General features: G+C 62.4%; 19 protein-coding genes. 14 read left to right on the forward strand and 5 right to left on the reverse strand.

What is annotated here, in order from left to right:
* Positions 1–51: 51 nt before the first annotated feature.
* From SFA35_RS24385 to SFA35_RS24395, 3 genes are read left to right on the forward strand one after another with little or no spacing between them, the layout of a single operon-like run.
* Positions 52–1,650: an ABC transporter permease gene (locus tag SFA35_RS24385; protein WP_320573572.1), complete on the forward strand. Its 1,599-nt coding sequence runs from the start codon at positions 52–54 to the stop codon at positions 1,648–1,650.
* On the forward strand, positions 1,647–2,471 hold the full coding sequence (locus SFA35_RS24390; protein ID WP_320573574.1) for an ABC transporter ATP-binding protein: 825 nt from the start codon (positions 1,647–1,649) through the stop codon (positions 2,469–2,471). The genes SFA35_RS24385 and SFA35_RS24390 overlap by 4 nt, the downstream gene beginning before the upstream one ends.
* A gap of 40 nt (positions 2,472–2,511) precedes the next feature.
* Positions 2,512–4,122, forward strand: coding sequence for an arylsulfatase (locus SFA35_RS24395; RefSeq protein ID WP_320573576.1), 1,611 nt, complete (start codon positions 2,512–2,514; stop codon positions 4,120–4,122).
* A 45-nt stretch (positions 4,123–4,167) separates the two neighbouring features.
* Here SFA35_RS24395 and SFA35_RS24400 read toward each other — a convergent pair whose 3' ends face one another.
* Positions 4,168–5,214, reverse strand: a complete 1,047-nt coding sequence (locus tag SFA35_RS24400; RefSeq protein WP_320573578.1) for an ABC transporter substrate-binding protein — start codon at positions 5,212–5,214, stop codon at positions 4,168–4,170.
* A 113-nt stretch (positions 5,215–5,327) separates the two neighbouring features.
* Complete coding sequence (locus tag SFA35_RS24405) at positions 5,328–5,651, reverse strand: thioredoxin family protein (protein WP_320573580.1); 324 nt, start codon at positions 5,649–5,651, stop codon at positions 5,328–5,330.
* Positions 5,652–5,835: 184 nt separating this feature from the next.
* Between SFA35_RS24405 and SFA35_RS24410 the strand changes: the two genes are divergently transcribed.
* The 11 genes from SFA35_RS24410 (at position 5,836) to SFA35_RS24460 (ending at position 19,857) form a co-directional block, all read left to right on the forward strand.
* A complete protein-coding gene (locus SFA35_RS24410; RefSeq protein WP_320573582.1) occupies positions 5,836–7,800 on the forward strand; it encodes an acyltransferase family protein in 1,965 nt (654 codons plus the stop codon).
* 67 nt (positions 7,801–7,867) lie between these two features.
* Positions 7,868–8,206 carry a DUF305 domain-containing protein gene (locus tag SFA35_RS24415; protein WP_320573585.1) on the forward strand — a complete coding sequence of 113 codons (339 nt, stop codon included), beginning with the start codon at positions 7,868–7,870 and terminating at the stop codon, positions 8,204–8,206.
* A gap of 775 nt (positions 8,207–8,981) precedes the next feature.
* On the forward strand, positions 8,982–10,079 hold the full coding sequence (locus SFA35_RS24420) for an acyltransferase (RefSeq protein WP_320573587.1): 1,098 nt from the start codon (positions 8,982–8,984) through the stop codon (positions 10,077–10,079).
* Between the two features lie 47 nt (positions 10,080–10,126).
* On the forward strand, positions 10,127–11,293 hold the full coding sequence (locus tag SFA35_RS24425) for an outer membrane beta-barrel protein (protein WP_320573589.1): 1,167 nt from the start codon (positions 10,127–10,129) through the stop codon (positions 11,291–11,293).
* A gap of 35 nt (positions 11,294–11,328) precedes the next feature.
* Positions 11,329–11,862 (forward strand): polysaccharide biosynthesis/export family protein, encoded by a 534-nt coding sequence (locus tag SFA35_RS24430; protein ID WP_320573591.1) that lies wholly within the window; start codon positions 11,329–11,331, stop codon positions 11,860–11,862.
* 1 nt (position 11,863) lies between these two features.
* Entirely contained in the window at positions 11,864–14,104 is a 2,241-nt protein-coding gene (locus SFA35_RS24435) for a polysaccharide biosynthesis tyrosine autokinase (protein ID WP_320573593.1), read from the forward strand.
* Between the two features lie 457 nt (positions 14,105–14,561).
* Positions 14,562–15,665 (forward strand): glycosyltransferase family 1 protein, encoded by a 1,104-nt coding sequence (locus tag SFA35_RS24440; protein WP_320573595.1) that lies wholly within the window; start codon positions 14,562–14,564, stop codon positions 15,663–15,665.
* Between the two features lie 58 nt (positions 15,666–15,723).
* Positions 15,724–16,848, forward strand: coding sequence for a GDP-mannose 4,6-dehydratase (gene gmd, locus SFA35_RS24445; protein WP_320573597.1), 1,125 nt, complete (start codon positions 15,724–15,726; stop codon positions 16,846–16,848).
* Positions 16,849–16,850: 2 nt separating this feature from the next.
* Positions 16,851–17,819, forward strand: a complete 969-nt coding sequence (gene fcl / locus SFA35_RS24450; RefSeq protein ID WP_320573600.1) for a GDP-L-fucose synthase — start codon at positions 16,851–16,853, stop codon at positions 17,817–17,819.
* A gap of 30 nt (positions 17,820–17,849) precedes the next feature.
* Positions 17,850–19,130: a hypothetical protein gene (locus SFA35_RS24455; RefSeq protein WP_320573602.1), complete on the forward strand. Its 1,281-nt coding sequence runs from the start codon at positions 17,850–17,852 to the stop codon at positions 19,128–19,130.
* Between the two features lie 4 nt (positions 19,131–19,134).
* Entirely contained in the window at positions 19,135–19,857 is a 723-nt protein-coding gene (locus tag SFA35_RS24460; protein WP_320573604.1) for a glycosyltransferase, read from the forward strand.
* Positions 19,858–19,954: 97 nt separating this feature from the next.
* Here SFA35_RS24460 and SFA35_RS24465 read toward each other — a convergent pair whose 3' ends face one another.
* The 3 genes from SFA35_RS24465 to SFA35_RS24475 all read right to left on the reverse strand — a co-directional run bounded on the left by SFA35_RS24465 (position 19,955) and on the right by SFA35_RS24475 (position 22,563).
* Positions 19,955–20,992 carry a glycoside hydrolase family 5 protein gene (locus SFA35_RS24465; RefSeq protein WP_320573606.1) on the reverse strand — a complete coding sequence of 346 codons (1,038 nt, stop codon included), beginning with the start codon at positions 20,990–20,992 and terminating at the stop codon, positions 19,955–19,957.
* A 554-nt stretch (positions 20,993–21,546) separates the two neighbouring features.
* Entirely contained in the window at positions 21,547–22,176 is a 630-nt protein-coding gene (locus SFA35_RS24470; RefSeq protein ID WP_320573608.1) for a CatB-related O-acetyltransferase, read from the reverse strand.
* A gap of 192 nt (positions 22,177–22,368) precedes the next feature.
* Positions 22,369–22,563 carry a hypothetical protein gene (locus SFA35_RS24475; RefSeq protein ID WP_320573610.1) on the reverse strand — a complete coding sequence of 65 codons (195 nt, stop codon included), beginning with the start codon at positions 22,561–22,563 and terminating at the stop codon, positions 22,369–22,371.
* Between the last annotated feature and the right edge of the window lie 189 nt (positions 22,564–22,752).

Raw genomic sequence — 22,752 nt, forward strand, 5'->3', positions numbered from 1 at the left:
TAAGCAAAGTGCTGAACGCCTGGCCTACCCACCCGACCACGGAGCAATGACATGGCCCGCGCTGCCTCATTAGCGGTGCCCGCGACCCCAGGGTTGCGGCGCCCCAATCCACGCTGGCAGGCCTTCGGCCGAGCGGCCCAGGGCTGGCTGCTGCCGCTGGCCCTGTTGCTGCTGTGGAGCCTGGCCAGTCAGCATCACTGGATGAGCGAGCAGATTCTCCCGGCCCCCAGCCTGGTCTGGCACAGCGCCGGCGAGCTGGCCCAGGACAATCTCTGGAGCAACCTGTGGATCAGCCTGCAACGCCTGGCCCTCGGCGTGCTCGCCGGGGTTTTGAGCGGCGCGGCGCTGGGCGCCTGGCTGGGCTTCAGCCGCCTGGCCGAACGGCTGGTGCTGCCGACCTTCAATGCCCTGGCGCAGGTGCCGACCCTGGCCTGGATCCCGCTGTTCATCGTGCTCTTCGGCATCGGCGAAACCCTCAAGCTGGTGGTGCTGGTCAAGGCGGTGGTGGTGCCGGTCACCTTGCACACCCTGGTCGGCGTGCGCGATGCCCAGCCGCGCCTGCGCGAGGCCGCCGCCGTGCTGCGCCTGCCGCGCGGGCAACTGATCCGCCGGCTGATCCTGCCGGCCGCGCTGCCGGCCTTCATGGCCGGCGTGCGCCTGGCGCTGTCGGCCGGTTGGGCGGCGCTGCTGGCCGTAGAATTGCTGGCCTCCAGCGAAGGCATCGGCTACCTGATGGTGTGGGCACGCCAGCTGTTCATGCTCGACATCGTCTTTGTCTGCATCGTGGTGATCGGCCTGATCGGCGTGCTGATGGACCGTAGCATCGGCTGGGCCGACCGCCGCCTGGTGCATTGGCCGCACCCGGCCACCGCGCAGCTGAGCCGCAGCGCACCGCTGCACGGCGCGCAACGCCTGCTGCCAGCGTTGCTGCCGGTGAGCCTGCTGCTGTTGTGGCAAGCGGCCTGCAGCCTGAACTGGGTGGGCGACAGCATCCTGGCTTCACCCCTGGCGGTGCTGCACACCACCTATGCCGGGGTCGCCGATGGCTCGTTGCTGATTGCCATGGGCCTGAGCCTGCAGCGCATGCTCGGCGGGCTGCTGCTGGGCGGCTCGCTGGGCTTTCTCGGTGGCCTGCTGCTGGGGCTTTCAGCCCGCGCCGAACGCCTGATCGGGCCCAGCCTGGCGGCCCTGCGGCAGATCGCGATCTTCGCCTGGGTGCCGCTGATCACCGCCTGGTTCGGCCTTGGCGAGCCGGCCAAATGGGTGTTCGTCGCCCTCGCCGCGTTCTTTGCGCTGTTCATCGCCACCCAGCGCAGCGTCGCCCATCTGTCCCCGCAACTGGCCGAAGCCGCCCAGGTGCTGCGCCTGAGCTTCGCCCAGCGCCTGCGCCGGCTGGTGCTGCCGGGCGCCGCGCCGGGCATTTTCGCCGGCCTGCGCCTGGCGCTGATCTATGCCTGGCTGGGCACTATCGGCGCGGAATACTTCATGCCGTCCAACGGCGGCATCGGCAGCCTGATGATCGGCGCGCAGCAGCTGATGCGCATGGACGTGATCATGAGCGGCATGTTGCTGGTCGGCCTCACGGGCGCCCTGCTCAACGTTATCGGACAACGCATCGAGGCGCGTGCGACGCGCTGGAGACACGCATGACAAACGCCAACACCCCCCTGGTCAGCTTTCAGCAGGTCGGCAAGTTCTTCGAAGTCGATGGCGGCGAGCTGGAGGCCATCCGCGACTTCAACCTGGACATCGCCGAAGGCGAATTCGTCGCCATCGTCGGTTCCAGCGGCTGCGGCAAGTCCACCCTGCTGCGCCTGCTGATCGGCCTGGACCGCGAGTTTCGCGGGCAGATCCGCATCGACGGCAAGGCCGTGGATGGCATCGGCGGCGAGCGCGGCATCGTCTTTCAGGAGCATCGCCTGTTCCCTTGGCTGACGGTGGAAGAAAACATCGCCCTGGGCCTGGTCAACGAGCCGCTGGACGCCGAGCAGCGCGCCCGCCGGGTCGCCGACTTCGTCGCCCTGGTCGGCCTCACCGCCTTCACCCGCGCCTACCCGCACCAGCTTTCCGGTGGGATGGCCCAGCGCGTGGCCATCGCCCGCGGCCTGGTCGCCAGCCCGCGCATCCTGCTGCTCGACGAGCCGTTCGGAGCACTCGATGCGTTGACCCGCCAGCAGATGCAGGAAGAGCTGCTGGCAATCCGCAAGCGCGCGCGCATCACCACCCTGCTGGTGACCCACGACGTCGAAGAGGCGATCTTCCTCGCCGACCGGGTGGTGGTCATGGAGCCGCGGCCCGGGCGCATCAAGCGGGTGGTCGAAGTCGCCCTGGCGCACCCGCGCGACCGCGTCAGCCTGGGCTTTCACCAGCTGCGCGAGGAACTGCTGCACGAGCTGACCAGCGAAGGCCATTACATCGCCCCGCCACCGGTGCAGATCCGCGATCTGCCGCCGGCCTTCATCGCGGTGTGAAAGGCCCCCTCAAAGAACAATACGCCAAGGACCGACCGCCATGCCTCAACGCCCCAACTTCCTGATCATCCTCGCCGACGACCTGGGCTTCTCCGACATCGGCGCCTTTGGCGGCGAGATAGCCACGCCCCACCTCGACGCCCTGGCGCTGGCCGGGCTGCGCCTGACCGATTTCCACACCGCGCCGACCTGTTCGCCGACCCGCTCGATGCTGCTCACCGGCACCGACCATCACATCGCCGGCATCGGCACCATGGCCGAGGCCCTGACCCCGGAGCTGATCGGCCAGCCGGGCTACGAGGGCTATCTCAACGAACGGGTGGCGGCCTTGCCCGAGCTGTTGCAGGAGGCCGGCTACCAGACCTTGATGAGCGGCAAATGGCACCTGGGCCTGACCGCCGAGCGTGCGCCACACGCGCGCGGCTTCGAGCGCTCGTTCTCCTTGCTGCCGGGCGCGGCCAACCACTATGGCTTCGAGCCGACCTATGACGAACACACGCCGGGCCTGCTCAAGTCGACCCCGGCGCTCTATATAGAAGACGACCAGTTCGTCGAACGACTGCCCGAGGGTTTCTATTCCTCGGATGCCTTCGGCGACAAGCTGCTGGAGTACCTCGAGGCCCGCGACCGGGAGCGGCCGTTCTTCGCCTACCTGCCGTTTTCCGCCCCGCACTGGCCGCTGCAGGCCCCGGCCGATCTGGTGGCCAAGTACCGCGGTCGCTACGACGCCGGCCCCAGCGCCCTGCGCCAGGAGCGCCTGGCGCGGCTGCGCGAGCTGGGCCTGATCGACGAAGCCACCGAGGCTCACCCGCTGCTGGAGCTGGAAACCCAATGGCATGCCTTGAGCGACGAGCAGCGGGCGACCTCGGCGCGGGCCATGGAAGTGTATGCGGCGATGGTCGAGCGCATGGACTGGAACATCGGCCGGGTGGTCGACTACCTGCGCCAGCAGGGTGAGCTGGACAACACTCTGGTGCTGTTTCTCTCCGACAACGGCGCCGAGGGCGCCCTGCTCGAAGCCTTTCCCAAGTTCGGGCCCGAGCTGCTGACCTACCTCAACCAGCACTACGACAACCGCCTGGACAACATCGGCCGCGCCAACTCCTACGTCTGGTACGGCCCCAGCTGGGCCCAGGCGGCGACCGCGCCGTCGCGGCTGTTCAAGGCGTTCACCACCGAGGGCGGCATCCGCGTGCCAGCGTTCATCCATTACCCGGCGCTGGCACGGCAGGGCGGGGTCGGCCATGGCTTCGGCACGGTGATGGACGTCACCCCGACCCTGCTCGACCTGGCCGGCGTGGCCCACCCCGGCACGCACTGGCGTGGCCGCGACATCGCGCCGCTGCGCGGCAAGTCCTGGCTGGGCTACCTGAGCGGCGAGACCGCGACGGTGCACGATGAGCACACCGTCACCGGCTGGGAGCTGTTCGGCCGCCGGGCGATTCGCCAGGGCGACTGGAAGGCTGTGTGGATCCCCGGGCCCGCCGGCCCAGCCACCTGGCAGCTGTACGACCTGAGCCGCGACCCGGGCGAGATCCACGACCTGGCCAGCGCCGAACCGGCGCGCCTGGCCAGCCTGATCGAGGCCTGGCAACGCTACGTGGAAGAAACCGGGGTGATCCTCAGCGCCTCGCCGTTCAAGGTGCAGTAACGGCGGGCGGCCTTGCCCGCGCCTGCCGCGGACAAGGCCTGGCGGTCAGCGGCTGGCCTGGTTGCTGGCAGCTTCCTTGTCCTGCAGCGCGGCGTCGAGGAAGCGCGAGTCAGCCCATTTGCTGACGTCGAAGCCCTTGCGAATCAGCCGCGCCTGCAACGCCAGGTCGGTGCTGGTCTGCAGCTTGCCGATGAAGTCGGCGTCCAGCTGCGGGGCGAAAATCTTCGTGTAGGGCTGGCCGGCAGCATCGCTGGCCAACAGCGCCGCCGGGTAGCTGGACAGGCGCGCGACCAGATCGACATAGGCCTGCTTGTGCGCCTCGTCCCGCAGCCAGGTCACGGCTGGCTGCTGGGCCTTGATCAGCCGGGCGACGATGTCCGGGTGCTGGTCGACGAAGGCGCCGTTGCCCAGCAGCACCGACTGGATACCGCCGGCGCCGAGGGTCTGGGTATTGAGTGGCAACTCGGCCAGGCCCTTGCTTTGCAGGCCGATCAGGCCGGCGCCGGCCCAGGTCGCGTCGATCTGCTTGGCCGCCAGGGCGGCGTTGCCGGCGTTGAAGTCCAGGTTGACCACCTTGTAATCACTCTCCTTGAGGCCACGGCTGGCCACTGCGGCGTCGAACGACAGCTGTGTGGCAGTGCCACGGAACAGGCCAACGCGCTTGCCCTTGAGGCTCTCCAGCGAATCGATCCCCGAGCCCGGCACCACCGCCAGGTACTCTTTCACGTCCCGGGCAGTGGCGCTGAGCAGGCGGGTGTCCAGGCCATTGGCCTTGCCGACGATGGCCGGCAGGTCTCCCAGGTAGGCAAAGTCGACTTGGCCGTTGGCCAGCGCCTCGTTGATCGCAGGTCCAGCGCCCTTGAAGAAATTCCAGCGCACCTGGATGCCGTCGGCGGCGAATTCCTTTTCCAGGCTCTGGCGGTCGCGCAGCACGTCGACGATGCCGGCGCCGCTGGGGGTGGTGCCGGCGCTGATGTCGGGGACGGCGATGCGAATCTCGTGAACGTTGTCGGCCAGCGCGGCGGCGCTCGCACCGAGCAGGGCGAGGGTCAGGCTGGCAAGGCGAAACAAGCGCGGCAGAGGGTGTTTCATATCAGGCTTCCTGCAAAGGTGGGGGCAGACGATGCACACACCCTAGTGGGCCTTTTTCAAAACCATAAATACTTAAGATTCATTTAGTCATTCCCGAATCGCATAACGCGGCACTACTTCTCTGCCAACTGGGCAAATGCCCGGGCAATCTCTTCGCGGCTCTGCGGCCGCACCAGCCGCGCCACTTCCGTGCCGTCGCGAAAAAACACCAGCGTGGGCCAGAGTTTTACCCGGAACGAGCGCCCCAGGGGCCGCCCGCTGCCGTCCTCGACCTTGAGGTGACGCACGCCGGGGTAATCGGCGAAGGCGGCGGCCAGCAGCGGCTGCGCGGCGCGGCAATGGCCGCACCAGTCGGTGCCGAATTCGAGCAGGGTGGCGCCTGGCAGTGCATCGACCTCGGCACGGTCGGGGGCTTGGGGCTGGTAGGTCTGCAGCATGGTGGGGTTCTCCTTCTGGACAAACAACGCTTCGCCCAAGACTAGCGCGCGCCTGCTGCGAGGTCCTGGTCATTTTCTGTACAGCGGCATCCCCCCTTATCCATAAAATATATTTTTACCGTTACAAATGCCCGCTAACATGTCCGCCGCACAACAATAACGATTATCAGCAGGGGCGCTGGCAATGAGCGGTCTGGTTTACCGTCGAGATATCGACGGCTTGCGCGCGATGGCAATCCTGCCGGTGGTGCTGTTTCACTTCGGCTTCAGCGGCTTTTCCGGCGGTTTCGTCGGGGTCGATGTGTTTTTCGTCATCTCCGGCTTCCTCATAACGTCGATCATCTGGCGCGAGCGTCAGGCCGGCCGGTTCAGTTTCATCGACTTCTGGACCCGCCGCGCACGGCGCATCCTGCCGACCCTGGTGGCCATGACCTTGGCCGTGCTGGTGGCCGGCTGGTGGCTACTGACCCCCGAGGACTACAGCGAACTGGGGCGCTCGGTGCGCTACCAGGCCATCTTCGGTTCCAACTTCTATTTCATGCGCGGCCACGGCTACTTCGCGCCGGCTTCGGCGGTGCAGCCGTTGCTGCATACCTGGTCGCTGGCCGTCGAAGAGCAGTTCTACCTGGTGTTTCCGCTGCTGCTGGCGCTGCTCTCGGGGCGCCTGCGGCGCTGGCGCGAGACGCTGGTGGGTCTGGCGCTGCTGTCCTTCGCCCTGAGCCTGTGGGCCATGCACCACAAGCATGGCCAGGCGGCGTTCTACATGCTGCCCATGCGTGCCTGGGAGTTGTTGCTCGGCGCGCTGCTGGCACTGGCGCCAGCGCCACGACGCACCTGGCCGGGCTGGGTCCGCGAGGCGGCCAGTGCCGCCGGCTTGCTGGCCATCCTTGGCGCCGTGTTCGGCTACAGCGCGCAGACGCCCTTTCCCGGGCCGGCCGCCCTGCTGCCTACCCTCGGTGCGGTGGCGCTGATCTGGGCCAACGGCGGCCAGCCGACCTGGGTCGGCCGGCTGCTCGGCAGCCGCCTGCTGGTGGGCATCGGGCTGATCTCCTACGCCTGGTACCTGTGGCACTGGCCGCTGTTGGTGTTCGCCGAGTACCTCGCCCTCGACCCGCTGACCCTGGCGCAACGCAGCGCCCTGGTGCTGGTCAGCGCCCTGCTCGGCTACGCCTCGTGGCGGTGGCTCGAAGGGCCGTTTCGCCAACGCCGCTGGCTGGCCGGGCAACGCCCGCTGCTCGGCGGCGCGCTGGCCTCGCTGGTGCTGCTGGCGCTGGTCGGGCAACTGCTGCGCAGCAGCGACGGCGTACCGGGCCGGCTCTCCGAGCAGGCGCTGCGCTACGCCCGGGCGGGCACCTGGCAGGCCGGGCAGCCCCGCTGCCTGTTTGACCGCCACCTCCTCAGCGTCGACTCGCTGTGCCACTTCGGCCCGGCGCAACCGCCCCTGGCCATGGTCTGGGGCGACAGCCACGCGGCCGCACTGACCCCGGCGTGGCGCGAGCAGGCGCAGCGGGCCAATCTGCCGCTGGCCCTGGCCGGGCACTCGGCCTGCCCGCCGATCGAGGGGCTGCACCGCGAAGCGGTGTGCGAGGCGTTCAATGCCACGGCGCAGCAGTTGTTGGCGCAACCGCAGCTGCACGACGTGATTCTCGCTGCCCATTGGACGATGTATGTAGAGGGCGAAGAGGACGGCCGCACCGGCCTGATGATCCACGCTCCCGGCAGCCTGCAGCCGGATGTTGCCTATGCGCGCCAGCAACTGGCCGATGGCCTGCGCGCTACGGTCGAGCGCCTGCGCGCGGCCGGCAAGCGCGTGTGGCTGGTCAAGGAGGCACCGGAGCACCCGGTGGAGATTGCCCCGCGGCTGACCCGACTGGCGATGCTCGGGCTGCCGACCGCCAGGGTCGGGCGGCCTCAGCAGGAGCGCGACCAGCGCCAGGCCTTCGTCGACCGCCTGTTCGAGCAACTGAGTGCGCAGGATGCGCAGGTGCGGGTGCTCGACCCGACGCCGCTGTTCTGCGCCGACGGCCGCACCTGCCTGGCCGAAGACCGGGGCGAGGCGCTATACCGCGACACCAACCACCTGTCCGACCAGGGCGGCCTGCAGGCCGTGCCGCTGTTCGACCCGGTCATCGCCGAACTGGGCCCGTGAAACTTGACCTTGCCCTTGGGGCAAGGTCTAAGGTACCGGGACTTTTTCCTCATCAAGGTAGATGACCATGAGCAGATTTGCCCAGACCGCCGCGTTCCTGTCCATCCTCGGCAGCAGCCCCGTATGGGCGGACTCGAGCGACACCCAGCAGATGCAGAAAGACTACATGGCGCCCATGGCCGGCATGGGCGACGCCATGCATCAGGGGGTGATGAGCAAGGACCCCGATGTAGCGTTCGCCCAAGGCATGCTGCCACACCACCAGGGGGCGGTGGACATGGCCAAGGTGGAACTGAAATACGGCAAGGACCCCGAAATGCGCAAACTGGCCGAAACCATCATTGCCGCCCAGGAGGCCGAGATCAAACAACTCAAGGCCTGGCTGCAGGCGCACCCGCAGAAGTAAATCCCCCCTTGGCCGGCTCGCTCGATCGCTTGCGGTTGAAGCAGATCCTCCGCCCCACCGGCCTCTCGGGGGCTGTGCCCCCCTCCATGTTCGCTGGCCATTCCCGTAGAAAAATGCCCACACCGCGTGTCGGCATTTAGCATTTTGCCATCATTGCCGATACAGTTTTCCGGGCCAACGCGGTATCGTTATCACGATGCATGATCGATACCCTTCAGGGAGCTCCTCTCGATCCGGGAAACAACGCAACAAAGGTCTCAAGCGGTGGTCCATGGAAGGCGCGATTCGAACACGAAGGCCTGCCTGGGTTCCTGCCAAAGTGACGGTTTGCGACAGTCGGTAGAAGTTTATTGCGCACACTTTCCGGTCATCGGAAAAGCACCGATGACGGGCATATGTATTGCTTGAATGGATGTGGGAAGGTCGAATAGACTCGGCCGTGATCAGAGTTCAAAAGATCCGAGCAACAACCGGACATGCGGTTTGTCCCTGGGAAACAACCTTCTGGAGATGAGTTCTCCATGCGGTAGCCATGCCTGTTTCAGGCTGGCTGTGTCCACCCACCGGTCGCATTACTTTTCCGGCTCAGTCGTTGTCTCGCCCCAGCACCAAACAAGCAAACAGCCCGTGCACTTTTTCAGTGCGGGCGTGTCTGCTGCTCCACCGTTTGTCGCGTCACTCAACCTTAGCGTTAGTGCGTTATCCATGGATGGGCAGGTGGTTGTTCTCGTACATAGGGCCATCGTTACCACTTTCAGCTAGAGCGAGTGCAATCTTGAATACACCCCCTGCCAAAATGACGCACAGCTTTATCTACCTGCAGTACCTGCGGGGCGTCGCCGCCATGATGGTGGTGTATTTTCATTCCGTGGTGCAGTTGCGCAATTTCGGCATCGACAAACCCCTGCTGCCGATGATCGGCGAGTCCGGCGTCGACCTGTTTTTCGTCCTCAGCGGCTTCCTGATGTGGATCACCACTTCGGGCAAGGAAGTCAGCCCCGGCTCGTTCATGCTCAAGCGCCTGATGCGTATCGTGCCGCTGTACTGGATGCTCACCCTGACCGCCGGCGCCGCTGCCCTGCTGGCGCCTTCGCTGCTCAAACACACCCTGTTCGAGGTCACGCACTTCGTCTCCTCGCTGATGTTCTTTCCTGCCCCCAACCCCAGCTACCTCGATCCGAGCGAAGCCGGCCTGCTGCTGACGCCGATCCTGGTCCCCGGCTGGACCCTGAACTACGAAATGTTCTTCTACGTGGTCTTCGCCTGCGCGCTGCTGTTCCCGCAGCGCCTGCGCCTGCCGCTGGTGGCCGGCACCTTCGTCGTTTTGGCGATAGCCCGCGTGACCCTGTCGAGCGACGCCATGGCCCTGCAGTTCTATGGCAACCCGATCGTTTTCGAATTCGTCATGGGCATGGGTGTTGCCATGCTGGTCAAACGCCGCACGCTGATCGACGCGCGCTGGGCAGGCATCATGACTTTGGTTGCGCTGGCGGTGATGCTGCTGGCCAACCTCGCCGATCTGGTGGTCAGCCGCGCCATTGCCTTCGGCATTCCGGCGGCCTTCGTCGTCTACGGTCTGTGCTGCCTGGAAATTCGCGGCGCACTACGGAATTTTAAGTACCTGCGCATTGTCGGAGACGCATCGTACAGCCTGTACCTGACTCACGTGTTCACCCTGGTGGTGTGCCGCCTGATCTTTCAGCACGTCTACAAGGCTGATTCGCTGGCCACCGAGCTGGCCTTCGTCGCCCTCTGCCTGGCGTTGAGCGTCACGGGCGGGGTGATCACCTATTACGTATACGAGAAGCCCACCTCCGGCCTTCTGAATAAAATCAAGACAAGGGCCGCCGTGCCCGCGGATGTTCACTCTTGACCGCAGCGCCTGCGCGCCCTTGTTACGGTCACCTATGGATGAGAAAAATGAAAAGATCGGACGTATTGACAGCTACCATCTTCGGTTCCCTGTCATTCAATCTTTTGGCGGCACCGCCACAACCGGCCAGCATGGACGTGTTCGGGTTTGACTTCACCCCACAGCTCAAGCTCAGCGACACCTACGACGACAACTTCCGGACCCTGCCCAACAGCAGCAAGGAATCGTCGTGGATCACCTCGGTGGACCCCAAGTTCACCCTGGAAGCCAACACCCGCAACGCCGGCTATCAACTCGAATACGAAGGCAACCAGCAGACCTACTGGGATCAGCGCGACGCCGACCACACCGACCACCGGCTGGACTTCAACAGCGTGCTGCAGCTCAACGTGCGCAACCGCCTGAAGTACAACCTGGGCTACAAGAAGCTGGAACAGACGGTCGACTCCACCGTCCGTACGCAGAACGACAAGTACACCATCAAGGAAGCTGGCCTGGGCTACATCTACGGCCTGGACAACGGTCTCAACCAGATCGATGTCGGCGCCAACTACCAGGAACTGCGTTTCCAGAACGCCGATGGCATCAACGATGACCAGGAACGCAACACCACGGCCTTGCGTGCGACCTTTTACCACGCCCTGACCGAGAAGACCCGGGCGCTGGTTGAAGTGCGCCGCAGCAAGTTCGATTACCTGACCAGCGACAACCCGCGTAACAACACCGACACGGTCGCTCTGGTCGGCGCCAAATGGGACGCCACGGCCAACACCAGCGGTAGTTTCCGCATCGGTGAGGAGCACAAGAATTTCGACTACGGCTCGGAAAACGATGACAAATCGCTTACCTGGGAAGTTGGTGCATCGTGGAAACCCCTGAGCTATTCCACGGTCTCATTGAAGTCGCGCAAGGCTTTCGATGAAGGTGACGACAGTGCTTACGCCATTCACCTGACCAGCACGGTGCTGGACTGGGACCACGAGTGGTCATCGCGCATCAGGACCAACCTCAACCTGCGTCACGAGGATCGTGACTATCAGGGCGGCGAGTCGCGTGAAGACAAACTCAACGGCTTCGGTGGTGGTGTGACCTGGCAAGTACGTCGCTGGATTGCGGCCGACGTCAGCTACAAGCACTACAACAACGATTCGACCCTGAGCGACGAAACCTATACCCGTAACATCTATCTCCTGGGCCTTACCTTCAGCCTTTAAGGACGACTTGTCAGCGCTATTAGGACGCCTTTGCCATGACTGTGAAAAATGTAGTTTTCGCTTTGCTGTTTATGTTGTCGGGAAGCGTTTTCGCGGCCACCGTGGACGATGGCTACCGACTAGGGTCGGGTGACATCCTTAGCATCAACGTATATGGAGAAGAGGGTCTGACCTTCAAGGAAATTCCCGTCAATGACGCCGGCGTGCTGTCGTTTCCGATGATCGGTAACGTTCAGGCCAAAGGCCACACCACGGCGGAAGTCTCTGACGAGATGGTCAGAAAGCTCAAGAACGGCTACCTGAATGACCCCCAAGTGTCGGTCAGCGTGGTCACCTATCGGCCGTTCTTCATCAATGGTGAAGTGAAAAAACCCGGTGGTTACCCTTATCAGCCAGGCCTGCGCATCAGCGGCGCGATCTCCCTGGGTGAAGGCCTGACCGACCGCGGTTCCGACAGCCGTATTACGGTCATTCGAGCCAACGACGCGACGCACACGCCGCAGAAAGCCAAGCTCGATGACCAGGTTTCGCCAGGTGACACCATCAACGTCCAGCAGGGGTTCTTCTGATATGAGCAACTTGAGAGTCAAGAGCCAAAGCCAGCACCCTGTGCAATGGCGTGAAGCCCCGATGGTGACCACCCAGGCCGACCCGGACCACATCGAACCGGGCAAGGTCTGGAACTCGATCTGGACCCGTCGCTACCCGATCCTGGCACTGGTGGTGGCTTCGGTCATCGTCGCCGGCGTGGTCTCGACCAAGATTACCCCGCGCTATGCCGCTCAGTCGGTGCTGGAAATCCAGCCGGACGATCCGAAGCTGCTGCAAAAAGAGCGCGTGAGCGACAACACCACCATCACCGTCAGCGACTACGTCAGCACCCAGATGGCGCTGATCCAGAGCCGCGTGCTGGCTGAGCGTGTGGTGCGCGAACTGGGCCTGGACAAGAACCCGGAATTCGACCCGCGCCAGCAGATCTCGCTGGTGACCAAGGCACGCAACTGGCTGGGCCACCTGGTGCCGGCACTGGCGCCGGATGACACCCAGGCGCTGACCGACACCCAGGCATTCAATGCCGCCACCTACAAGTTCATGGACCAGACAAAGATCGCGGCCGTTGGCAAGAGCCAGCTGGTCGGCATCACCGTCGCCATGACCAACCCGGAACTGGCTGCAGCCGCTGCCAACGCCCTGGCCACCGACTACATCGCGCGCCAGCAGGAAACCCGCGTTGGCGGCTCCAAGGAAACCACCGCGTGGATGGACGGCCGTCTGGTCGAACTGCGCGCGGCGCTCAAGGAGTCCGAAGACAAGCTGCAGAAATACCGTGACGCCCAGGGCCTGGTCGATGTCGGCGGCGCCACGGGTGGCGTGTCGACCATCACCTCCAACGAACTGGCAGCCACCAGCGACCGCATGATCGACGCCACTCGCCAGCGCGCCGAGGCCGAGAGCCAGTGGCGGCAGATTCAGGGCATGAAGGGCGCAGGCCTGGAACGCCTGGCCAGCGAGCCGGCAGTCATGCAGGACCCGGTGGTGCAGCAGTTCCGCGCAGAAGTCGCCAAGGCCCAGGCCAAGGTCGACGAGATGAGCAAGCGTTACGGCGACAAGTACCCTGCCATGATCAGCGCCCGTTCCGACCTCAATGCCGCTCAGGCGAGCCTGCGCTCGCAAGTGCAGCAGGTGGTGGGCGGCATCGAGCGCAACTATCAACTGGCCGTGGCCAACGAAGGCTCGCTGCGTGCTTCGGTGAACAACAGCAAGAACCAGATCCAGGATATTTCCCGCAAGGAATTCCAGCTGCGCGATCTGCAACGTGACGTCGACAGCAACCGTCAGCTGTACGATTCGTTCCAGGCGCACATGCGCGAAACCGCCGCCACGGGCGACGTCCAGGCGCAGAACATCAAGGTGGTCGACCCGGCCATCGCGCCGCTGCTGCCAAGCTCGCCGAACAAGCCGCTGATCATCTTCATCGCCGGCCTGGTGGCACTGCTGGTGGGCGTGGGTTATGCCTTGATTCGTGACGCGATCAAGAACACCTTCCGTTCCAGCGACGACATCCGCAAGCAGATCAACCTGCCAATCTGGGGTGTGGTACCGATGCTGCGCAAACGTCGCAACCAGACGATCGGCCAGCAATACGAGCTCAACGAAGACGGTCCGTTCTGCGAAGCGATTCGTACCCTGCGTACCAACGTGATGCTCAACGACAACCAGTCCTCGAACAAGGTCGTGGTCATGACTTCGTCGATTCCTGGCGAAGGCAAGAGTGCGATCGCGGTGAACCTGGCGTTCGCCCTGGGCAAACTAGAGCGCGTCCTGCTGATCGAGGCCGACCTGCGTCGCCCTACCCTGGCACGCAACCTTGGCCTGACCGGCACCTCGCTGGGCCTGGCCGACCTGATCGCCGGCCACGCCAAGCCTGAAGAATGCATTCAGTCGTTTGGCCGCATCGACATGCTGACCGTCGGCACCCTGCCGGAAAACCCGCTCGAACTGCTGGCTTCGCCACGTTTCGGGCAGTTCCTGGAATGGGTCAAGGGCAGCTACGATCGCATCCTGATCGACACCCCGGCCAGCCAGGCCGTCAGTGACGCCGCTCTGATCTGCACCTTGGCCGACAGCGTCATCTACGTGATCAAGTCGCAGAGCACTTCGGTGGCCCTGGCCCAGAAAGGCATCAACCAGCTGGTACAAAGCGGCGCGCCGATGCGCGGCGTCGTGCTCAACCAGGTAGACCTGCTGCAGCAGCCCAACCAGAACCATCTGGGTGCCTACGAGCACTACGGCGCGCTGCAGATCCAGTGATCCGCCTCCGGCGCAGGCTTGCCTGGCAAGTCTGCGCCGGCCATGTGAATCCCCTGCAGTGACCCTGCCCCGCGACCTCTCACCGAGGCGCGGGGTTTGGCGTCTGGGTTTCACGCCTTTGGCCAAGCGGCCATTCCCTTTGTTGCGATTCAGCCCGATGGCTGTTTAGCTGTGCGCCACCGCTCAAACTCGCGCAATGTGCACGAATGATGCGGCCAGCCGCTGCCCAGCCGCTACAGTGGTACTGGGGCTGATCGTAAAACCTTATCTATTGCGCACGGCGTTCCGGAACTGCACGGCCATTATTTGATCGTAGTGTTCGCCAGCAATGTTCTACGCGAGGCAGGAACCGTTTTCTGGCGGTTTCCCGCGCCTGTTTTCCATTCATCGGTAGACCGCAGGTGGTGGTCATGACCACGCCCTCGATCGGGCCAACTCAGCCACAGGTACGTGAAAAATGAGAATCGCATACGACTACCAGACGTTCACCCAGCAGACTTATGGTGGTATCTCCCGATACTACGTCCGCCTGGCCGAACAGCTCACGGCCGATCAGCAACAAGTGCGGATCTTTGCCCCCTTCCACCGCAACCGGCATGTCGACGAGTTGCCCAAGGGGCTGTTGCAGGGCACCCAGCTGGACAAGTTTCCGCCGCGCACAGCGCGCCTGTTCTCGATGTACAACCGCATGATCTCCATGGGTTCGATCAATCGCTGGGCGCCGGATGTGGTTCACGAGACCTATTACGCGGCCAAGCCGTCGGGTCCGGAAAAGCTGCCGCGTCTGGTGACCATCCACGACATGATTCACGAGCGTTACCCCGAATCGTTCAACCGCATGGACCAGTCGTCCAAGCTCAAGCGCGCGAGCCTCGACCGCGCCGACCACGTTATCTGCATCTCGCAGAACACCAAACGTGACCTGATGGAACTGTTCGGTACCCCGGAAGAAAAGATTTCGGTGATCTACCACGGCTTCGATCAGATGAAACAGGACCCCAACAAGCCAGCCCGTAACGAAAGCGTGCGACCCTTCCTGCTGTATGTGGGTCACCGCGGGGGATACAAGAACTTCTCCGGGCTGGTCAAGGCTGTCGCCGCTTCGCCGCGCATGCGCAACGATTTCGACATCGTGGCGTTTGGCGGTGGCGATTTTTCCAGGGAAGAACTGCAGATGTTCAGCGATGCAGGGTTCAAGGAAGGACAGATCCGCCAGGTCGGCGGCAGCGATGCGACGCTCGGAAAGCTGTACGACGAGGCCAAGGCCTTTGTCTACCCGTCGATCTACGAGGGTTTCGGCCTGCCACCGCTGGAAGCGATGGCCCATCACTGCCCGGTCATGAGCAGTTCCAGCAGCTCGATGCCAGAAGTGATTGGCAATGCTGCGGCGTTTTTCGACCCGACCGACGTCGACAATATCCGTGAAGTACTGGAAACGGAACTGTACAGCGAAATACGGCTGCAAGACTTGGTGAACAAGGGCGTCGAACGCCTGAAACACTTCTCCTGGGACAAGTGCGCCAAGGAAACTCTGGTGGCCTATCACAAGGCTGCCGGCTGATTCGGCGCGATTGGCCCGATGATTCTGCTTTAACTCCGACTCTTCAAAGGTAATTGATATGGAACAGAAACGCGCGCTCATTACGGGCATCACCGGCCAGGACGGTTCTTATCTGGCGGAGCTGCTGTTGGAAAAGGGCTATGAAGTCCACGGTATCAAACGCCGCGCCTCGTCGTTCAACACCCAGCGTGTCGACCATATCTACCAGGACCCGCACGTCACTTCGCCCAATCTGTTCCTGCACTACGGCGACCTCAGCGACTCCTCGAACCTCACCCGTCTGGTCAAGGAAGTGCAGCCGCACGAGGTCTACAACCTGGGCGCGCAGTCGCACGTGGCCGTAAGCTTCGAATCGCCGGAATACACCGCCGACGTCGACGGCATGGGTACCCTGCGTCTGCTCGAGGCCATCCGCCTGCTGGGTCTGGAAAAGACCACGCGCTTTTACCAGGCTTCGACCTCCGAGCTGTACGGGCTGGTCCAGGAAATTCCACAGCGCGAAAGCACGCCGTTCTACCCGCGTTCGCCCTACGCCGTGGCCAAGCTGTACGCCTACTGGATCACCGTCAACTACCGTGAAGCCTATGGCATGTATGCCTGCAACGGCGTGCTGTTCAACCACGAATCGCCCCGTCGCGGCGAGACCTTCGTGACCCGCAAGATCACCCGCGGCCTGGCCAACATCGCCCAGGGCCTGGAACCTTGCCTGTACATGGGCAACATCGATTCGCTGCGCGACTGGGGCCACGCCAAGGACTACGTGCGCATGCAGTGGATGATGCTGCAACAGGACGTCGCCCAGGACTACGTGATCGCCACCGGCGTGCAGTACTCGGTACGCCAGTTCATCACCTGGGCTGCCGCCGAGCTGGGCGTGCACCTGCGTTTCGAAGGCACCGGCGTTGAAGAGCAGGCCATCGTCGAGCGCATCGAAGGTGACAAGGCGCCGGCGCTGAAAGTCGGTGACACCATCGTACGCATCGACCCGCGCTACTTCCGCCCCGCCGAAGTGGAAACCCTGCTGGGTGACCCGTCCAAAGCCAAGGCCAACCTGGGCTGGGTGCCGGAAATCACCGTACAGGAAATGTGCGCGGAAATGATTCGCGAGGACTTCAAGATCGCCCAGCGCCACGCCCTGCTGCGTAGCCATGGTCTCGATCTGCCCGTCTCCCTGGAGAACTGATAATGGCGCAGACCCAACGCATTTTTGTCGCTGGGCATCGCGGTATGGTCGGGTCGGCGCTCGTGCGCCTGCTCGGCCGTCGAGACGATGTGGAGCTGATCGTACGCAGCCGCCAGGAACTGGATTTGACCAACCAGTCGGCCGTGCAGGCATTCTTCGCCCAGGAGCGCATCGACCAGGTGTACCTGGCATCGGCCAAGGTGGGTGGTATCCACGCCAACAACACCTTTCCTGCCGAGTTCATCTACGAAAACCTGATGATCGAGGCCAACATCATTCACAGCGCGCACCTGCACGACGTGAACAAGTTGCTGTTCCTCGGCTCTTCCTGCATCTACCCGCGGCAGGCGCCGCAGCCGATGCAGGAACAGGCCCTGTTGACCGGCGTGCTCGAGCCGACCAATGAGCCCTATGCAATCGCCAAGATTGCCGGGATCAAACTCTGCGAAAGCTACAATCGTCAGTATGGCCGCGACTACCGCAGTGTGATGCCGACAAACCTCTATGGCCCGTGCGACAATTACCACCCGGAAAACAGCCATGTGATCCCGGCTTTGTTGCGCCGTCTGCACGAAGCCACCGAGCAAAACCTGCCGGAAGTTGTCATATGGGGCAGCGGCACTCCCAAGCGCGAATTCCTGCATGTCGATGACATGGCGCATGCCAGTGTCCATGTCATGGAGCTGGACACGTCCATCTACAAGGAATTCACCCAACCGATGCTGTCGCACATCAACGTCGGCAGCGGCGTGGATTGCAGTATTGCCGAACTGGCGCAAACCCTGGCCAAGGTCATCGGCTACCAGGGCAAGCTGACGTACGACACCAGCAAACCGGACGGCGCGCCGCGCAAGTTGATGGATGTTTCGCGCCTGCAAGAGCTGGGCTGGAAGGCCCGGATCGAGCTGGAAGAAGGGCTAAAAGACGCCTATGGCTGGTTTATCGAAAACCAGAGCCAGGCACGCGGATGAAGTAGTGACCGGACATTAAGGTACCGCAACGTGATCAAAACCCTGTTGGCCCATCGAAATCTGTTATTGGTGGTGATGCTGCTCAACTCGCAGTGCATCTTTCTCACCGACGACAAGATTGCCGGGATACCGCTTCTTCGCGAAGCGTTCCTGGCGGGTATTGTCCTATCAGCCATTTTGCTGCTGATGATGTGGAAACAAGCTCGTCAATCGAAAACGGCCGCATGGATCATGGTCTTCGGCATCGGCTTGCCGGTGCTGTCGGCCATCCTCGCCAACCTGAACTACGGCCAGCCCATTCTGTACGGGCTGTTGGAGGAGCGTCGCAGCTTCACGTACCTGTTGTTCTTCCCGGCGTACTTCCTGATGGTCAAGACCAAGCCGACGCAGGAACAGATCGAGCGCTTCATGCTGGTCTCGGGCCTGGCCTGTGTATTCGTCGGCTTCATGTATTACTTCAAGATCATCCCGCAGACCACCGGCGTCGGCTACGCCGTCGACGAAAAGACCATGAGCCCGGATGACAACCTGCTGCGGCCGGACCGTTATCGAATCGGTGCCAACTATGTGCAGATCTGCGCCTTCATGCTGATGTACAGCATCAAGCGCCGTCTGACCCTGGTCAAGGTGGGCCTGCTGGGCTTGTTCGCGCTGTACCTGTGGCTGGTCCTGCAGACCCGTACCACCATGATCATCTGGGCCCTGGCCGCCTGCTGGATCTTCCGCAGCCGTCCACGGCCGCTGTTCCAGATGGCCGGCCTGATGGTTGTCGCGCTATTGGCGGTGTACGTGATCATGCCGTCGGCCATCACCGACCAGATCGACAAGTTCAACGCATTGCTGGGTGAGGCCACTGACGGTACCGGGCCACGTGACACGACGATCGCCCTGACCTTGCGCGATGTCGCGCGCAACAACTTTGTCGGCATGGGCGCCTTGTCGTTGCAATGGAACGGTGGATTCTCGGCACTTTATAACGACTGGTTCTACCTGTCCGACGTCGGGATTGTCGGTGTGTACTACCGTTATGGTTTCTTCACACCGCTCATCGCCCTGACGTACTACCTTGGCTTCCTCGCGATCATGCGTAACTGCAAGGTCAAGAGTGACATGCTGGCAGCGTTCCAGCTGGATTTCTGGTTCGCCCTGTTCAACATGGTGCTCGCCAGTTCGATCATGTATGGGGGTGATATTTCAGGCCTGGCGGCCGCCGCGTTCCTTTATGCGGCAAAGGCCCGAGCTACCTCCGAATCCAGAATAGAGTACCCACGCCATGACCCGATTCCATATAGTTACTATAAACCGCAATAACCTTGTGGGGCTGATCAAGACCCACGTCAGCGTGCAGGCGCAGACCTATCGCAACTTCCGCTGGATTGTCGTCGACGGCAATTCCACGGACGGCGCGGTGGAATGGCTGGGCGGGCTCGACAACGACTACACCGATTGGAAGTCCGAGCGTGATCGCAGCCTCTACGACGCGATGAACAAGGGCCTGGTCAAGGCGGTGACCGAGCCGGGCTACACCTTGTTCCTCAACAGCGGCGACACCTTCCACGACGCCTCGGTACTGGAGAAAGTCGCCCAGGCGATCGCCGCCAACCCGACCCAGCCCAAGTATGTGTACGGCGACTATTGCCTGGAGAACAGCAAGGGGCAACTGCGCGAGGTCAAGGCCAAGTCGTTCGATCGCCTCAAGCTGGGGATGATCAGCAGCCACCAGGCGATGTACTTCGAGAACCAGCGCCTGAGCGAGATCCGCTTTCGCGAAGACTTCCCGCTGTCGGCCGACTACTGCATGATCGTCGAATTCGTCGCGACCCTGAATCCGGAAACGGCCGTGCTGAAGATCCCGGGGATACTCTGCGATTTCGACACCACCGGCGTCTCCCAGGTGCATCGCTTCGATGCCTTGAAGGAAGACCTGCTGATCCGCAAGCGCTACATGAACCTCTCCAGCCTGCACGCCGGCGTGCTCTACCTGCTGCACTACGTGCATACCCACACCAAGCTGCTGCGCGGGCAGATGGGTAGCTGAAGCCGCTTCGACAAGCCTTGGCGTCGGGCAAAAAAAACCCTCGAGTCTTGCGACTCGAGGGTTTTTTTACGACTTGAATCAGCCTGGCACCAGCGCCTTATTGCGGGCAGCTGTTGCTCTTGGTAATCCACTTCGACAGGGTTGGCCACTGCGGACGTGATACACCGTTGATAGGCTCGATCGCCAGTGGATCGTTACCCCACCACGGACCGGCTGCCCAGTAGGCCAGTGGTACGCAGTTGTCGTGCAGGTACGACAGCAGGTTGTCCATCGCGGTCAGCCAGCGCGGGTCGTTATCCGGTACACCGAACTCGCCCAGTTGGCCGCGCAGCTTGTTGCGCTTGAGCCATTCAACGAAAGGCTTGGCACGGTTGACACCGATCATCGGGTCGAAAGTACCGGTGATAGGGTTGGCGTAGGCACCGCTGCTGCCGTCATCCAGGTACAAGTGAGCCGAGTACACCAGGTTCTTGTTCGGGTCCTTGAGCAGCAGCAGGTCGCCGTTCAGGTCCGGGTACATGGTGGTGTTGGACCAGGAACGACCGTCTACATAGATCGGGTGAACCTTGTCGTACATGCGCACACCGTTGATACCGGCCTGGGCGTTGGCCTTCCAGTATTTATCGGCATCGCCGTAAGGTTCGTTCATCAGGTCATAGCCGTGGGTACCCGGGTTGGCACCCCAACGCTGAGCAACGCGCTTCATCAGGTTCTGATAGGCGGAAGTCGGCGCGGCGCTGGTGCCGATGATGTTGCCCCAGTAGCGACCATAGTTGTGGATGTCGATGATGACGCCCATGTTGCGTTCAGCGGCCTGGGCCAGGAAGGTATCGATCCTCTTGGCATAGGTGGTGTTGAACGGACCCAGTGCCACCGGCTGCAGACGCTCCCACAGAATCGAGAAACGAATGACGCGAATACCGCCTTTCTGCCACTTGTTCAAGTAAGAGGCCGTCGGGAATACATAGTTGGTATTCTCTACGCCTGGCAACACCGAACCACCCCAACCTGCGGCGGCCACGTTCAGATGTACAAGAGGTGCGCCACCGCCGTCGGACAGCGGTTGGTCGGCATTGGCGGATGGCAATGAGAGCCAGGCGAATGCCAAGGTAAATGCCCAGATGAAACGTTTCATCAGTCTATCTCCAATTTGCTTCGGCGTACTCTCCACGCACAGAGCGTTAAATAAACATAGCACCTGTTACTTCCTGCAAAACAGATCATTTCCTGCTCATGTGACGGTTAAGCTATTTCCAATTAGAAGAAGTGCGACAGGGTTCTCATACCGTCGAACGTCAAGGTAGCGACCAGAAATCTCCGCATGCCAAGGTAAAAGCAGGAAGCGTGCCCGAATGTCTCCGGACATCTCGAAGAGATCGGATGACCAGGCATTAAGCATTGATTTATAGGGGTTTTTACCGTTCGGCGGGTGGCATATTTCGCCCGTTTTGCGGGCTGGTTAACACAATTTCAGGGCCGCTGGCCGGCCCCGCCACCCTGCGTCAACACGCAGGCGCCAATTTTTCGTGCAGAACTGACGGCAATTGTCAGGTCGTGCGTCAAGGAATGGCAGGCTCTTTCCTTATCGCGGTTAATTGCAAACCACGCAGGCAGGCAACTTGATATCCAATGTATTAAATCGGATACAAAGTTGTGCTGCCATAATTAATCTATTAATAAAACATCCGCTTACAGCGTAGACCTGCGCTGCTCGGCATACTGCAGAAACTTTTCCATGTCGGTGCTGCACAGCGTGCGGGCCACCGCCTTGACCTCGTCCACCGGCCAATCCCACCAGGCGCAGGCCAGCAGCCGCTCGCGCACCGCTTCGTCGAAGCGCCAGCGAATGAAACGGCACGGGTTGCCGCCAACGACCGCATAAGGTGGCACGTCCTTGGTGACCACGGCGCCGGCTGCCACCACGGCACCATGGCCGATGGTCACGCCGGAGAGAATGGTCACCCCGGTGCAGATCCAGCAGTCGCTGCCGATCACCACGTCGCCCTTGGTCGGGCGCATGCCTTCGATGTCGCGGATCTCTTCGAGCATTTCCGGAAACGGATAGCAGCTGATCCAGTCCATGCGGTGCCCGCCACCCAGGAGGATGCGTACATCGCCGGCCATGGAGGTGTAGGAGCCGACCTTGAGGGTGGTGGTGTCGTCGCCGAACTCGATGACGTCGGGCACGCCATAGCTGCCGACGCCGATACTGAAATGGGGGTAACGCAGACGAATCTTTTCGGTACCGCGCTCCAGCTTCTCGAACTGACGAAGGTGCTTGCGCAGTTTTCTATCTCGAAATTTTTGCCAAAGCTTCACGAACGCGATTCCAGTGAGAGCACAAGCTTGTGACAGCGGTGAGCCTGTTGAAGGATTCGCGACACATGATGCGACACTTAGGAAGTATTTGAAATACAAACGTATGCGGCGAAGGGGACAAGTGCAGGCAGGGAAGGAGGGGCGGGCTTCATGCCCTGCGTGGCCCTGCGTCCCGATGCAGGTGCAGCGAGATCAGCGGACGAAGAAACCGGTCAGGGCTTCCAGTTCGTCATCGCTCAGCAGGCCGGCGGGGTAGCGTTGCACCATGGCCATCCGGGCGTCTTCCTGGCGATGACGCACCGAGCCATTGGTTTTCAACCAGGCGACGAGCGCCTGCAGGGTTTCCCCGTTGATGGAATGAGATCCCGATTCAGCGACTGCACTCATAATGATTCTCCCCAGACTCATGAGCGGCCTAACGTACTGCTTTTGTATTACAAAACATCTGTTTGGTAACACCCAGCCCCTCTACTGATACAAGACCTGTGCCATCCACCGCATATTTTCAAGCCTGAAACACAAGGCCCGTCGACTCGACGGGCCTTGTGTTGACGCGATGGCGGCGGCCGGGAGCGG

Source organism: Pseudomonas sp. HR96, assembly GCF_034059295.1.
Lineage (GTDB): Bacteria > Pseudomonadota > Gammaproteobacteria > Pseudomonadales > Pseudomonadaceae > Aquipseudomonas.

Coding starts and splice junctions, on each gene's coding strand:
- SFA35_RS24385 (WP_320573572.1), top strand. CDS start 52: ATGGCCCGCGCTGCCTCATTAGCGGTGCCCGCGACCCCAGGGTTGCGG.
- SFA35_RS24390 (WP_320573574.1), top strand. CDS start 1,647: ATGACAAACGCCAACACCCCCCTGGTCAGCTTTCAGCAGGTCGGCAAG.
- SFA35_RS24395 (WP_320573576.1), top strand. CDS start 2,512: ATGCCTCAACGCCCCAACTTCCTGATCATCCTCGCCGACGACCTGGGC.
- SFA35_RS24400 (WP_320573578.1), bottom strand. CDS start 5,214: ATGAAACACCCTCTGCCGCGCTTGTTTCGCCTTGCCAGCCTGACCCTC.
- SFA35_RS24405 (WP_320573580.1), bottom strand. CDS start 5,651: ATGCTGCAGACCTACCAGCCCCAAGCCCCCGACCGTGCCGAGGTCGAT.
- SFA35_RS24410 (WP_320573582.1), top strand. CDS start 5,836: ATGAGCGGTCTGGTTTACCGTCGAGATATCGACGGCTTGCGCGCGATG.
- SFA35_RS24415 (WP_320573585.1), top strand. CDS start 7,868: ATGAGCAGATTTGCCCAGACCGCCGCGTTCCTGTCCATCCTCGGCAGC.
- SFA35_RS24425 (WP_320573589.1), top strand. CDS start 10,127: ATGAAAAGATCGGACGTATTGACAGCTACCATCTTCGGTTCCCTGTCA.
- SFA35_RS24430 (WP_320573591.1), top strand. CDS start 11,329: ATGACTGTGAAAAATGTAGTTTTCGCTTTGCTGTTTATGTTGTCGGGA.
- SFA35_RS24435 (WP_320573593.1), top strand. CDS start 11,864: ATGAGCAACTTGAGAGTCAAGAGCCAAAGCCAGCACCCTGTGCAATGG.
- SFA35_RS24440 (WP_320573595.1), top strand. CDS start 14,562: ATGAGAATCGCATACGACTACCAGACGTTCACCCAGCAGACTTATGGT.
- gmd (WP_320573597.1), top strand. CDS start 15,724: ATGGAACAGAAACGCGCGCTCATTACGGGCATCACCGGCCAGGACGGT.
- fcl (WP_320573600.1), top strand. CDS start 16,851: ATGGCGCAGACCCAACGCATTTTTGTCGCTGGGCATCGCGGTATGGTC.
- SFA35_RS24465 (WP_320573606.1), bottom strand. CDS start 20,992: ATGAAACGTTTCATCTGGGCATTTACCTTGGCATTCGCCTGGCTCTCA.
- SFA35_RS24475 (WP_320573610.1), bottom strand. CDS start 22,563: ATGAGTGCAGTCGCTGAATCGGGATCTCATTCCATCAACGGGGAAACC.